At 66.4% G+C, this 14,502-nt stretch carries 8 protein-coding genes and 2 pseudogenes; 8 read left to right on the top strand and 2 right to left on the bottom strand.

Translation table 11 applies throughout. The features are described from left to right. Positions 1–348: 348 nt before the first annotated feature. Positions 349–781: pseudogene (locus tag ACWCP6_RS28745) on the top strand (DnaB-like helicase C-terminal domain-containing protein); the annotation flags it as partial. On the opposite strand, the gene ACWCP6_RS28740 reads toward ACWCP6_RS28745, so the two are convergent. Beyond that, on the bottom strand, positions 726–1,061 hold the full coding sequence (locus ACWCP6_RS28740; protein WP_450935481.1) for a DUF6193 family natural product biosynthesis protein: 336 nt from the start codon (positions 1,059–1,061) through the stop codon (positions 726–728). The pseudogene ACWCP6_RS28745 and the gene ACWCP6_RS28740 sit on opposite strands and share 56 nt — an antisense overlap. Before the next feature lie 557 nt (positions 1,062–1,618). Here ACWCP6_RS28740 and ACWCP6_RS28735 point away from each other — a divergent pair. Further along, on the top strand, positions 1,619–8,293 hold the full coding sequence (locus ACWCP6_RS28735; protein WP_450935480.1) for an IPT/TIG domain-containing protein: 6,675 nt from the start codon (positions 1,619–1,621) through the stop codon (positions 8,291–8,293). A 7-nt stretch (positions 8,294–8,300) separates the two neighbouring features. Beyond that, positions 8,301–8,690, top strand: a complete 390-nt coding sequence (locus tag ACWCP6_RS28730; protein WP_450935479.1) for a hypothetical protein — start codon at positions 8,301–8,303, stop codon at positions 8,688–8,690. Positions 8,691–8,933: 243 nt separating this feature from the next. Here ACWCP6_RS28730 and ACWCP6_RS28725 read toward each other — a convergent pair. Beyond that, a pseudogene (locus ACWCP6_RS28725) lies at positions 8,934–9,203 on the bottom strand (tyrosine-type recombinase/integrase); the annotation flags it as partial. A 126-nt stretch (positions 9,204–9,329) separates the two neighbouring features. On the opposite strand from ACWCP6_RS28725, the gene ACWCP6_RS28720 reads away from it, so the two are divergent. The 5 genes from ACWCP6_RS28720 to ACWCP6_RS28700 all read left to right on the top strand — a co-directional run bounded on the left by ACWCP6_RS28720 (position 9,330) and on the right by ACWCP6_RS28700 (position 14,346). Further along, positions 9,330–9,491: a DUF4259 domain-containing protein gene (locus ACWCP6_RS28720; protein ID WP_450935478.1), complete on the top strand. Its 162-nt coding sequence runs from the start codon at positions 9,330–9,332 to the stop codon at positions 9,489–9,491. A 23-nt stretch (positions 9,492–9,514) separates the two neighbouring features. Continuing rightward, the gene (locus tag ACWCP6_RS28715) at positions 9,515–10,609 is read left to right on the top strand and encodes a Dyp-type peroxidase (protein ID WP_450935477.1); all 1,095 of its coding nucleotides are present in this window, start codon (positions 9,515–9,517) and stop codon (positions 10,607–10,609) included. Positions 10,610–11,154: 545 nt separating this feature from the next. After that, positions 11,155–11,367, top strand: a complete 213-nt coding sequence (locus ACWCP6_RS28710) for a hypothetical protein (RefSeq protein ID WP_450935476.1) — start codon at positions 11,155–11,157, stop codon at positions 11,365–11,367. Positions 11,368–11,959: 592 nt separating this feature from the next. After that, positions 11,960–12,217: a hypothetical protein gene (locus ACWCP6_RS28705; protein ID WP_450935475.1), complete on the top strand. Its 258-nt coding sequence runs from the start codon at positions 11,960–11,962 to the stop codon at positions 12,215–12,217. Continuing rightward, a complete protein-coding gene (locus ACWCP6_RS28700) occupies positions 12,217–14,346 on the top strand; it encodes a hypothetical protein (RefSeq protein WP_450935474.1) in 2,130 nt (709 codons plus the stop codon). The genes ACWCP6_RS28705 and ACWCP6_RS28700 overlap by 1 nt, the downstream gene beginning before the upstream one ends. Positions 14,347–14,502: the final 156 nt, after the last annotated feature.

The raw sequence follows: 14,502 nt of genomic DNA, 5'->3' as shown, positions 1-14,502 counted from the left end.
CCGGCCGGTATTCCTGAGGTCAGCCAGCCTTGGCTGGTGCTTCGGCTCGGGCCCTGGTCCTGGCGAGGCGGTAGGAGTCGGTTCAGGCAACTTTCCGTGGGTGGGGGTCGTCCAGCTCCTTCCTGCGTCATGACTCTCATCCGTCTGATTGGCGGGCGCCCCCGGCTGCGTAGGCGGCCCTGACGGCTCCTGGGGCCCGCCGTTCGGCCGCGAATGAGCTGACCCCGAGGAGGCGTCGGAGAGCCGCAGGGGCATCCGGGCACAGCGGTCGAGGAGAGCCGCGCCTCGGCCGGCTCCGGAGGGAAGCCCGATGTTGCGTAGCCGACGAGTGAGTTGTCGGCTTGTCATGAGTGCCGTCGCCTGAAGGGGCGGCTGTCGGCTCTTGCGCTGATCATCATCGACTATCTGCAGCTGGTGGCCGCTGGCGGCAGGCGCCGTTCCGATGTCCGTGAGCAGGAAGTCGCAGACATCTCCGGGAGTCCGAAGCTCCTGGCCAAGCAGCTGCACCTGCCGATCGTGGTTCTGTCACAGCTCAACCGAGGACCCGAGCAGCTCACGGACAAGAAGCCGCAGGTCTCCGACCTCCGCGAATCCGGATCCATCGAGCAGGACGCTGACATGGTCATCCTGCTGTATCGGGATGATGCATACGAGAAGGAGAGCCCTCATGCTGGGGAGGCTGACCTGATCGTCGGCAAGCAACGCAACGGGCCCCACAGCGACGATCACAGTGGCCGCACAACTGCACTATTCACGCTTCGTAGACATGGCGCAGACCTGAGGGGGGCGTTGCAGGGCCTCCGATTTCGTGGCGCAGTCTCAGCTGCGATGGCACAGCGGTGGCACTGATGCGCCGTTGAGAGACTCCCCTGGCAGCCACAGCCTCTACCAATTGTCAGCGGTGCCGGCGACCGCTGGTCCGCACCGGCTGGAAGCCCGGCAAGCACCAAGGCGATGGCTTCTTCTGCTCCGTCGGCTTCACCGATCACGATCCTGCGGGACGGTCCGCAGGCCCGGTATCGCCCATCGCTCAGCGGATCGATGAACGGCACACCCCACATCCGCCCCCATCAGTCGCCATCGCGTTCAAGTCATCAGTAGCGAACAGATGAGCGCCTCCTCAAGGGGGGTCGCCTTTCCGTGAATCGGCTTGTGACCAGCTCTGCTGGCGAGCGATGTGAGCGCCGAGGACGGGCGAGTTCACTCCTGTGGCAGGACGGGTCTCGGTCACGTCGTGGGATTGGTGTCACGTGCATGACGTGCGGTTCTTATGGTGTGACGGATCGTGAGTTGAGGGTGGGGTTCATGGGGGGCTCAGGCGTCCTGTGAAGTGCTCTGGGGAGGGCGCGTGGAATCGCGGGGCGGGTTACTTCGTGCAGCAAGAAACGGCCGACGCAGGCTGGTGACGGCAAGTGTGCTCGTCCTTGCGCTGGTCGCCGGGACGGTGTCGGCCCAGGCGGAGCCACCCAAGCCCGCATCTGCGAGGTCCGCCGCTGCGAAGCCAACGCCGCCGCACAAGGCGAGCGGGTCGACTGCGGCGAGAGCGGGCGCGGCTGCCGCTGGGCCCACAACCAACAATGCGGTCTATGCCTACGATGCGGCAGGGCGTCTCGTCGGTGTGACCGACCCCAGCGGTGAGACGGCCCGTTACCGCTACGACCGGGCCGGCAACCGGCTCGGCATCGACCGGTTCGCCTCCAGCACCCTGTCGGTGCTCTCGGTGGTACCTGTACGTGCGGCGCCTGGCGCCAAGGTCACCCTGTCCGGCACCGGCTTCAGCACTACGGCCGCGAATAACAAGGTGACCTTCGGCGGGAAGACGGCCACCGTCACATCGGCTTCCGCCACCCGCCTCGTGGTGACCGTCCCGACAGGCGCGAACAGCGGCAAGGTCGCGGTGACCGTGGGCGGTTCGACAGCCGAGGCGGGCGAGTCATTCACCGTCGCTTCTTCCGGCCCTGCCATCACGAAGATCGATCCGGTCTCGGGCGTGCCCGGTACCGAGGTCACCCTGACAGGCTCAGGGTTCGCCTCGGCCACCACCGACAACGTGGTGCGGTTCAACGGCCTCGTCGCCGAAGTCAAGGACCAGACCAGCACCTCGCTGACGGTTGCCGTGCCCCCCAAAGCCCGGACGGGACGCGTGGAGCTGGACACTCCCGACGGCTCGTCGGCCGCGCCCGACGACTTCACCGTGACGCAGGACGCGTCGGAGGCATTGTTCGATTCGACGATGCGTGCCTCGGTCACCGACTCGGACCCGTCGCAGGTAACGGTGGTGAACGCCCAGCACAAGGCGCGGATCCTCTTCGACGCCGACCAGGGGGATGCGATCGGGTTCGGCCTGCAGGGCGCGACGTTCTCCGGTCAGGTCGACATCAGCCTTGTCTCCCCGCAGGGAACGACTGTCGCCTCGAGTCATTTCGGCGGTGTGTCGGCGGACTGGGAGCTGGAGGATCTGCCGGAGTCGGGCACGTACCAGTTCGTCATCGCCCCACGGAATTCCGATACCGGATCGGTGGCGGTGATGGTGTCCCATCCCGCCGGCGGGTCGCTGGCCTTCGACGGGCCCACGGTGACCACCGGCCTGCCCCGCATAGGGCAGGACGGCCACTGGACGTTCACCGCCACCAAGGGCGACAGCCTGAGCCTGGCCGTCGACGCCAAGGCGATGACCAGCTATGTGCGCTGCTACGTGTATCTGCCGGACGGCTCGCAGTTGGACTACGTGCCCGTCCCGAACGGCGACAGCAATTCGCTGGATCTCGATGCGCTGTCGCAGACGGGGCAGTACACGCTGCGCTGCGACCCCGATGCCGGCGGGACGGGCACCGTGAAGGTGACCGTTTCCCACTATGCCCAGGGCGTCACCCTCGACCCCACGGCCGCGTCGACCACATTGAACCTGGCCCGGCCCGGTCAGGACGGGGTGGCCGCCTTCACTGCCAAGGCCGGCGACTACCTGAGCCTTGGAGCCAGTGGGACCACCATCCCGTCGTATGCGGCCGTTACGGTCAACGGGCCTGACGGCAAATACCTCACCAGCTTCACCACGGCCCCGGGGCGCGATGACGGCTGGGACAGTCCGGCCCTGACCGCGGCCGGCACCTACACCGTCCGCGTCGCCGGCCAGAAGCTGGACACCGGCAAAGTCGTCCTGACCCTGTCCAAGCCCACCGACATCGGAACGCTGTCCCGGGGCGGATCCGCCGTCAAGGCAACCGTGGCGCGGGCCGGGCAGAACGTCCATGCCTCGTTCACCGCGCAGAAGGGCGACAGTCTCTCCCTGGGGCTGGCCTCCAACACGTTCACCAAGAGCCTGTCCGTGAGCGTGCTGGCCCCCTCCGGCACGACCGTCGTCGACGACCGCTTCGTCTCTGCCGGGGCCTCCGGCACGATCGCGCTGGCGAATCTTCCCGAAGCCGGGACCTACAAGGTGCTGATCGACCCCAGCAACGCGGGCACCGGCAGCGTTTCTCTCACCCTGAAGACAGCAGCGGCGGCCGCCAAGGCCCATGCGCCTGCACTCACCGCCGATGTGCCGCGCTACTCGCTGAACGGCGTGTGCCTGCTCCTTCGCTTCGCCCTGCCGATTCCAGACTCGGTGAAGGTCCGCGCCGACAAGTGCAGCGCCCTGGAAAAGCAGGAGAAGGCGAAGGCAGAGAAGGCCAAGAAAGCCGCGGGCATCGTGCCCACGGGACCGGACGCCTGGCAGCCGAGCACGGCGAACCTGAAGGGCAGGGACTGGATCACCGGCCGCGGCGCGGCCCCGAAGGCCCCGGCCAGCCTGCGCGCCCCGCCCGGCAGCACTGCCGTGACCGGCCACGTTCTCAAACTGGACGGCACACCACTGGCCAAGGTCACCATCCGCGTCGGCGCCAAGAGCGTCCGCACCGACAGCCACGGCCGCTTCGTCCTGGCAGGCATCAGCGCCCGCGCCAAGACCCTCGTCGTGGACGGGGCGAGCGCGAACACGAAGAAGCGCACCTACGGCCGCTACAACATCCGCGTCCACCCGGTGAAGGACCGCAGTACCGACCTGGGCTTCCCCGTGTGGATGACACCGCTGGACACCAGGCACACCGTCACCTTCGACGCCCCCGCGAAGAGCGACATCACCCTCACCACCCCGCAGATCCCCGGCCTCGAGGTACGCATTCCCAAGGGCTCGGTCGTGCGCGACGAACACGGCAGGACCGTGACCGAGCTGGGCATCACGGCCATCCCCGTCGACCGGCCCCCGTTCCCGCTGCCCAAGAACAGCGCCGTGCCCGTCTTCTTCACCGTGCAGCCGGGCGGCACCTATATCTTCCCCAAGGGCGCTCAGGTCATCTATCCGAACTACACCCACGAAGCCCCGGGCACCCGGGTGGACTTCCTCGCCTACGACCCGGCAGGCAAGGGCTGGCACACCTACGGGCACGGAACCGTCACCCGTGACGGCAAGCAGGTCGTCCCCGACAAGAAGACGCGGATCTGGGCCTTCAACGGGGCCATGCTGAGCATCTCCGACGTCATCCCGTTCGACGTCTCCGCCATCGCCGACCTGTTCGACTGGCTTTCCGGGGACCCGGTCGATCTGCAGACCGGTCTGCTCACCGATTCCCGCACCGACCTGGCGGTGGCCGACCCGCTCGGGTCGGCCGAGGTCACCCGCTCCTACTGGCAGGGCGACAGCCGCTCCCGCGCCTTCGGTGTCGGACGGGACCTGTCGTACAACCTGTACCTGCACTCCAAGCATCTCTACACCGAGGTCGACCTGTACTTGCCGGGCGGCAAGAAGATCCACTTCGTGCGCACGTCGGCCGGTTCGAGCTACAGCGACGCGGTCTTCGAACCCGACGGCACTCCGACCGCCCTGAACGGCTCCAAGATCACCGAGGAGTCAGGCGCCTGGCACCTGCGCCTGCGGGACGGCACCGACTACATCTTCCCCTGGTACGGGCCCCTGCAGGAGATCCGTGACCGGCACGGCAACGCGCTGCGCCTGACCCGCTCCAACGGCACCAAGGGCGACATCACCACCATCACCAGCCCCGGCGGCCGCTGGATCTCCCTCAGCTACGACGACCAGCACCGCGTGACCAAGGCACGGGACAACACCGGCCGCAGCACCTCCTACACCTACGACAGTGCGGGGCGGCTGGAGAAGGTCACCGATCCGGCCGGGAAGGTGAGCTCCTACACCTACGACGGCGCCTCCAACCGCATCGCCACGGCCACAGACGCCCGCGGCATCGTCTACATGACCAACAGCTACGACGCAGGCAGCCGGGTCAAGAAGCAGACGCTGACCGAGGGCCAGGAGTTCTCCTTCGCCTACACCCAGACCGGAACCGGGCAGATCACCGCCACGGACGTGACCCAGCCCGGCGGAGCGGTCCGCCGTGTGGAGTTCGACCTCTCCGGCTTCGGCATCAACGACACCCAGGCCTACGGAACATCGCTGGCCCGCAAGACCGTCTACGAACGCGGCACGAACCACCGCGTCTCCGCTGTCGTGGACCCCTACGGGCGCCGCACCGAGCTCTCCTACGACGCAGGCGGGCACGTCACATCCGCCACGGAACTGGCCGGCACGGCCAAGGCCCGTCAGACCGGGACCACGGCCTTCGACGGACCCTACGACCAGCCCTCCAAGTCCACCGACGCCCTGGGCAACCTCACCAGCTTCACCTACGACGGACGCGACCTGCAGACGGCCACCGACCCCGAGGGCCGCAAGACCGCCTTCGCCTACGAGCCGGACGGCCAGGTCAAGACCGTCACCGACAACGCCAACGCCGTCACCGAGTACTCCTACCGCCACGGCGACCTGGCAGCGGTCAAGGACAGCGAAGGCCGCACCACCACGCAGTTCACCGACGCCGCCGGACGCATCAGCGCCCTGACGGACGAAGCGGGCTCACGGACAACCGTCTCCTACGACAAGCTCAACCAGAGCCGTGAGGTCACCGACCCGCTGGGCAGCACCACCGCGCTCGACTACGACGCCAACGGCAACCTCACCACCCTCACCGACGCCCGCGACAACACCACCACCTGGACCTACGACGCCGCCGACCGCGCGAAAACGGCAACCGACCCGCTCGGCGCACAGGCGTCCTTCGAGTACGACGCCGCCGGCCATCTGAAGAAGGCCACCAGCAGATCGGATCAAGCCGCCACAGCCGAGTACGACCTGCTCGGCCGCCCCACGGCCGCCAAGTACGGCGTCAATGCCGTTGGCCAGGCCGAATCCACCGTCACCTACGGCTACGACGGCAACGACCGGCTCAAACAGATCACCGACAGCCAGGCCGGCAACCAGAGCTTCACCTACGACGACTACGACCGCCTGACCACCACCACTGGCCCCACCGGCGCCGTCGGCTACACCTACGACAACGCCGACCGCCGCACAACGATGACCGCGGCCGCAACGACCACGTCCTACGGCTACGACAAATCCAGCATCCTCACCTCGGTCAAGACCGGCACCCAGGACGTCGCCTTCAAGCTGGACGCCGCCGGCCGGGAAAAGACCGCCTCCCTGCCCGGAGGGATCACCCGCACCACGGGCTACGACACCACGGGCATGACCAAGTCCATCGCCTACGCCCAAGGCACCAAAACCATCGGCGACCTGAGCTACACGAGGGACGACCGCACCCTGCAGACAGGCCTGACCGGCTCCCTGGCCAAGGTGGCGCTCCCTGCCGCCGAGAGCGGGACGCAGTTCGGCAAAGACAACCGCATCACCACCTACGGCGGCCGCGACTTCACTTATGACGCCGACGGCCAGCTCAAGAACGACGGACTGCGCACCTACACCTGGAACGCACGCGGAGAACTCACCGGCCTGACCAAGGCAGGCACCGCCTCGACGTTCGGCTACGACCCCCTCGGCGAGCGGCTTTCCAAAACAACCGGTGGCGCCACGAACCGTTTCCTGACCGACGGCACCAACCCGCTGGTCGAACAGGACGCATCGGGAACGGCGAAGGCAACAGTGGCCACCTCAGGGCTGGACGAGTTCCTGACCCGCACCGAAGGCGGCAAGACCCAGGTCTATCTCACCGATGCGCTCGGCACCGTCGTCGGACTCGCCAACAGCGACGGCACCGTCGCCACCACGTACACCTACGACCCCAACGGCACCCCCACCGCCTCCGGCACCGCCTCCTCCAACCCATACACCTTCACCGGACGCGAAAACGACGGCACCGGCCTGCTGTACTACCGCAACCGCTACTACGACACCCAGACCGGCCGCTTCATCTCCCAAGACCCCGTCGGCCAGGCCGGCGGAACCAACCTCTACCAGTACGCCCTGTCCTCCCCCACGACATACACCGACCCCACGGGCAACAACCCCATGATCGCCGCCTGCGTCGTCGGCGGACTCATGGACGGCGGCCTGGACTGGCTCACCCAACGCCTCTCCGGCCGCAAGGTCAACTGGGGCCAGGTCGGCACAGCAGCCGCCACCGGCTGCCTGTCCGGCATGCTCGGCGAAGGCCTCGGCGCCTTCCTCGACGCACGAGCAGGCACCAAACTCGGCCGGTGCGCCCTGCCCAACAGCTTCACCGCCGACACCCCCGTCCTGATGGCCGACGGCACCCGCAAACCCATCAAGGATGTCGAGATCGGTGACGAGGTCACCGCCACCGACCCCTCAAGCGGCGAAACCGGGCCCCGCACAGTCACTGCCCTGATCAAGGGCAGCGGAGACAAACAACTCGTCGACATAACCCTCGACACCGACGACCCCAGCAGCACCAAGACCGATACCGTCACCGCCACCGACGGCCACCCCTTCTGGGTACCCAAACTGCACCAGTGGGTCGACGCAGGCCACCTCCAAACCGGGCAATGGCTACAGACCAGCAGCGGCACCTGGATCCAGATCGCCGCTGTCCGGCACTACCGCGCTCGGACCACGGTCTACAACCTCACCGTCAACGACCAGCACACGTACTATGTGCTGGCAGGGGCCACGCCGGTACTCGTCCACAATTCCGGAGGGTGCGGATGGGCGACACGTCAAGAGACGGCTGGTGATGTTGCCCAGAAATACACGCCGGGCGAGTCAACTCGGGATCCTGCATCGCAGTGGTATCACGAGGAATTGAGCGACCAGGAGCTTCTGGACTCGATCAATAAGGCCGCGGAAGGGGATGGGATAGCCGTCTCACGCGGGGGAATCATCCTTGGAGGGCATCATCGGTGGGATGAACTCCAAAGGAGAATACAGGACGGGCGTATCGACCCAGACACGCCAATCCGTATCGACGTTTTGGGTGAGGACTGATGCTCCGATGTCTGTGATTCGTGCGACTGACTCAGACTTCCGTGTGTGTCAGATCAGCTTCGATACGCTGCTCGATATCCAACTGGAGGCGGAGGAGCGAGGCTGGGCGACTCGGTGGACCTCGGTGGATGCACTCCGCAGCCAGGTCAAGGAAGGAAGCGTCGTCCTTCAGTCGCTGATGCGTGAAGAGAGAGGGAGAGTTGTGCGCGCCTACCGATGCCTTCTCCTGTTCTCGACCGTGGATGACGGAGTTGCTGGGGGAGTTGCCACGATCGATATTGATCCGGCGAGGTACGAATCGTTGGAGCGGCTTGATCGAGACCCGGATGTCCGGAAGGCTCTGGTTCGAATGTTCTCCCTTGCAATGGGAGGGATTTCAATGGTCTCGAAGAAGTAGTGGACTCTCCTGATCTGTGGGTAGATTTGCGGTAGCGGCGATTGGAATGACGGCTTCTTGGTGACTGCTCAGGAGGCCGTCGTTCAGAGAGGGAATTCGCACCCTGCCGAGGCGTACAGAATCGGGCTAATTCGCGCATCGACGAGATCAGTAATCGCAGAACAATGAACGAAGAGGGGTCTGCCGGAGAGATACTTCCGGCAGACCCCTCTGAGTTGGTTGACGGCAACGCTGACGGCAACGTCAGCGGACGACGGCCGCGCTGGGTGGGTCGTGGAGGCGTCGTCGGTCAGGCCGAGTGCATCGCCCAGGGTGTCGATGGCTTGGCGTTGCAGGCGGAGTGGACGTGAGCGTAAACGCCGGCGGTGACGCCGATGTGGGCGTGGCCGAGGAGTTCCTTGATGACGACGAGGTCGATGCCCTGTTCCAGAGCAGGGTGGCGGTCGAGTGCCGGAGATCGTGGAAGCGGATCGTCCGGAGTCCCGCGCTGTGGAGGAGGCGGCGGAAGCAGCGGAATTGAATGGTACGGAAGGAATCTCTACAATGATCGAACCTTCCGTACCACTCAACTGGAAGTCGCATTCGACCAGTGAGGTTCCCGTGTCTTCGTCGATGGAATCCGGAACCCGTAGTAGGTAGATGGGTAAGTGGGGCTACAAACCGTTCGAGAATGAAACGGCCACTGACTTTTCTGGCGATCTTGACGAGGCGCCCGGGTCGGAGCGCCTTGAGCTACTGCGGGCTGGCGCGCAAGCAGCCAGGAAACTTGTACAGGCGACAGCTGGCGGGGCGGAACGATGAGCGTCAGGCAGGGAGAGCAATAAATGGATGCCGTCTTGAACAACCCGTTGACGAAGTGGAGCAGGCGCAGAGTCCTGCGCACGTCCGCTGTGGCCGCGGCAGGGGCCGGCGGACTGGCAGCGGTCGGTGCCGTTGCCCTGCATACCAAGTCTCATGACCACGATGAAACTCCTGCCCATCTGCGAGGAGCAGCTCCGTGGCCCTACGCGCAGGTCATCTCCCTTGACCTTGCAGCAGGCAGCGAGCACCGCGATGCTGCATTACGCACGGCACATCGCGCTGTCGCCGCCATCGACGGAGGCAACATATCTGCCTGGCTTGCGCTGGGCGCAGGCTGCCTTGCCGCAGGGGCCGAGGCTCCGCGGTACCTTAAGGTGATGCCGTCCTACACGGGCGACGTACTGGATCCCTCGCAGTCGCACGGAAATCTCCTGGTTCAGGTAACCGGCACCTCGGCCGAAGCTGTCCAAAAGGCAGCCATGCAAGCGCTGCGCTCGCTGCCGCATTGGAAGATGCGCTGGCGTCTTTCGGGTGACCGTCCGGACAACCGAACCGAAGCCGGTAGAGGACTCGCCCGCAACCCATTCCACTTCACCGAGGGGTACGGAAACCCCGCTACTCCAGAAGAGGTCGCCGAGCGTGCAACGGTCAAGCCTGGACAAGGCGAGCCGGCATGGGCAGTCGGAGGAAGCTATCAGGTGATACGGATCATCAGGCTCGCAACAGACTTCTGGGACCGTGACACCGTCTCTGAACAGGAGCGCATCATCGGCCGTCGCACAGATGGGCGTTGGCTGGACGGCACCCCCAGCAGCGAGCGGGCAGTCTTTGCCGCCGATCCGCACGGCAAGACCACACCGTTGGATTCCCACGTACGCATGGCAGCGCCCGACCGCCGCATCCCGCCTCCCCTGGTCCGACGCAGCTACAACTACCACCACACCGCTGACGATCAGGGGCTGATCTTCTCCTGCTTCCAGCGCGACCTGAAGCAAGGGTTCGAGACGGTCCAGAAGAGGCTGCAGGGCGAAGCCATGGCCAAGTACACCCTCACAACCGGCGGCGGATACTTCTTCGTCCCTCCATCCGGCGATGCCTGGCTCCACGCGATGACGTGAGCACGCTCTGGACCAAAGTCCTCACGCACCAGCCGCGACCGGCCTCTCGAGCCGCGGCACCTCACGGTGGCTGTCAGAAGCAGGCACCCTCGCGGGGGCTGGGGTTCACGTCGGCGTGAGCGCCAGGTGCGCACTTCCAGGTGGCTGGTCTGAGCATCGGCGCGGATACGGCTGGTCCCGACCAGCCATTAGTGCAGCGCTGTGGTGACGTCTCCGCCGGCGGCGTCGACGCGGCGGGCGCCGATCGCTCGTCTGCGGAAACACAGACCAGCCGGTTGAGCGGAAGACCGGAGACGTCGCGGGCCCGCCCAATCGGCGACCGGGGGCGGACAGCGCCACTCCGGCAAGCAGACTGACGGAGCGCAACGAACTGGCGCGCACGTGACCTCCCGGAAGGATGACGAAGCGGGCTGTCCCGCTCATGTGACGCGGCTGACCCATGAAGGGTTCACCGGTTGCGGCCGCTGGACGGGGCGCGCAGTCAATAGGCGTGCACGCCGCGCTGGTTCAGCACCGTCTACACCCTCGTGAAGTAGTTCCGGTAGGTGCCACGGGAGGAGGAGCTGCACGTCGTCGTCGCTGCCGCCGGAGAGAAGACCCAGGGCCGTCTTTCCGTGGAGCAACGGCCCTCCGCTGCCGCCGCCCAGAGCGCAGAGTTCGACTCGTACATGCCGTACAGCGTCTTGCTGGCGATGTTGACGGTCGCCCAGGGCGGTTGCGGCGACCGTGACCAAGACCGCGGCGGAGACGACCGGTAAGCCCGCAACGCAGCCGTCCTCGACATCGGAATGTGTTCAAGGGGACCGGAATAGCCGTGTTTGCGTTGCGAAGGCGGATACGGCGAGGGGACTCCAGCCGGTAACAGGAGTCCCCTCTTCACCCCAGTCATGGATTGCCGCGCCCAGGAAGGAGAGGACGGCGATTTCGAGTGACGGGGTTCCGCTTGCCAGCTCACCACCGACCGACCTCCCTGCGCAAGATCCTCCACGCTTCGGAAGCATTCCGAACACCGAATGAGCAGCTCACAGAGGGTCAACGGAACGGACAGACGGGCTCGACGATGCCGGCCGACCGTCCTCCGCAGCCCGTTCCCGGTCTCGTCCTGATGGCATCCGAAGCCCGACAGCCGAAGCAATCCGCGCGCTCGGGCGAGATCGCAAATCGAACGGAAAGCGAGATCGACCGTTCTTTATCTGACGGCCTGTTCGGGTTTCTTTCAATCACGGTGAAGGGGTTGCCGCGAGCCCGAGCGACGCCGTTATCTGGGTGACGACCGCATCACGGCCGGTAACCGGATGTGGAGCCAACATCCCTGGCGGATCCCCGCCGCGCCCAGGAAGGCAGAACCCCATGTCAGTACGCGCTACGCGATGGCGGCGCCGGCAGGCGACGTCACCGGAACATGCCCTGTGCGGAGCGAGTCTCACGCCCGGGAACCGGATCACCATCTTCACGGTGATCGTGGTGGTGGTGCTTGTCTTCGTGAGCATCGGGCACTCCGTCAGCGACGCCCTCGGGCTGGTCATGGCGGCAGGAGCCGCAGCCACACAGATCGGCTTCTTGCTGAGCAGGCAGAGCCCGGCCGCCGACGCCCCGGGAGGCATGTGATGACGCAGCCGGAGGACGGGCAGGCCACGCGAAGAGGTCACGGAATGTGGCCCGACCTGCGAGAGGTACGCACGCAGAAGCAGTTCCGCGACGCACTGGGCGAGTTACGCCTGAGCCGGGGCAGCTCGCTCAAGAAGCTGGAGGAGGCCAGTGACGACGGCTCCGGTCGGAGGTTGGCGTCCGCCACTGTCTCCACCACGCTGAACAAGGACGCGCTGCCGAGCAGAGAGTTCGTGATCAGGTTCCTGCGTGCCTGTGGTCTGGGCGATACGGAACTTCAACCGTGGCTGACGTGCTGGGAAGCACTGAAGCGGGACGAGACGGCACCCGCCAAGGTGACGCCGCCGGACGACGCGGGCCCACCCAGTTCCCCAGATGGAGAAGCACCTGAAGACCTGGTCCCGCACGGGAACACGGAGATTGGCACGCCGACAGGATCAGTCCCGGACAGACACACGGAGACGAGCGCGCCCAGGGACCCCGTCCCGGACGGACACACCAAGACAGACACGCCCGAAGACGCGGTGCCGGACGAGGCCGGCCAGGCCGTGCCTCCCGCCGGGCCCGGCACCCGGCAGGTGCGCCCTGCGGGCGGGCGCCGAAGGCTGCGCACAGGTGTGGTCGCCGGCATCGTCGTTGCCGCTCTCGCCATCGGCGCGGGGGCGTGGCAGCTGCATCAGCAGCGCGTGCACGACCAGCGCGTGCACCGTCAGGTGCAGGCCAGGGAACGGTTCAAGAAGCAGCACTGCGGCACCATGAACCCGCACCTGCTCACCAGGGCCGGCGGCGAGTGCACGGGCATCACCGACGGCAGTGACGGCACGGCCGTCTTCGGCAGGAATCTGAAGCCGGTCATGACGGCCATCGCCGCGGAGAACCACGCCGTGACCGAGGGCGGTGACTATGTGACGGTGGCGTTCCTGACCCCGCTGACATCAACCAGCGCTAACAACCTGACGGTCGGCCAGTACGTCGCCGAGCTCGAAGGCGCCTACACCGCCGTCGAGGAGGAGAACGACAAGAACAGCCGCCCCAAGATCCGGCTGGTCGTGGGCAATCTCGGGAGTGCCGAGACCCAGTGGGATCACGCTGTCGGCGAGCTCACCGCAATGAAGAAGAGCGGTCGGTTGGTGGCGGTCGCCGGCCTGGGACTGAGCCAGCAGGAGACCGTCGACGCCGCCCGGGAGCTGAGCAAGGCCGATCTGCCGATGGTGGGTGACCTGATCACCGCCGACGGGCTCGACGCCACCGGCGCGGTCGACGCAAAGGGCCCGATCAACGGTCTGGCCCGCGTCGCCCTCACCAACACCGACCAGCTCGAAGCCATCAGCAAGGAACTCGGCCCCGCCCAGCGCACCGCGGCCCTGGTCAGCACGTCAGTGACGCCCAACGGAACCAAGGACCTCTACACCGAGTCCCTCAACCGCGGCTTCCATACCGTCAAAGGCCTGAAGAAGTACCTCGACAGCACCTCCGACTTCGCCTTCGACCCCCGCGGCGGGCCCGGCGCCATCCTGCCCACCATCAGCCAGAACCTCTGCAACACCGGCAAGACGGTCGACACCGTCTACTACGCCGCCCGGGTCAAGTATCTGCCCGACTTCCTCGACGCCCTGGCCAGCAGGAGCTGCCACACCCAGCCCATCACCGTCATCACCGGCTCCGACGCGGCAGCCCTCGACCCCAACACGGAAGCCCTCCACGACAACGACGCACCGATCACGGTCCTGTACGCGTCCTTCCCCAGCCCCGCCCAGTTCCACAGTCACGACAACCTCGACCACGGCCTCTACGACGCCTTCGCGAAGGACTTCACAGCACCCCACCATGGCCAGCGGTTCCCGCAGGAACACCTCACCGGCAGCTACTGGTCCCTCGTCGCCCACGACGCCGTCCTCACCGCCTCAACGGCCCTGCACAACGCCGCCGCCAACAGCGACGGGCCGCCCAGCCTGCCGAACCGGTACGCCGTCAGGAACGAGCTCTACGCACTGCGCAACAACGCCATAGCCGGAGCAAGCGGCCACTTCGGGATCGACAGCAGAGGAGACCGCACCAACACCGGCACCATCACCACCGTCCACGGCTTCGGCCAGCCCCAGCCCACACCCACCCGCCACGCCAACTGAACAGCTCGATGAACCGGTGGGGCAGACCCCATACAGGCCTGCCCCACCGGCGGCTGCCTGGCGTTCCGGCAGGCGCGGAGCGGCGACCGGGCATACGACGAGGCGGCGAGGCGCGCGCAGCGTGCCGCTCCGCAGACTTGCGGACGGCGGCGCACC

Source organism: Streptomyces sp. NPDC002004, assembly GCF_053593975.1.
The sequence above is the reverse complement of the archived record's forward strand: the minus strand, read 5'-3'. Positions and strand labels throughout refer to the sequence as shown.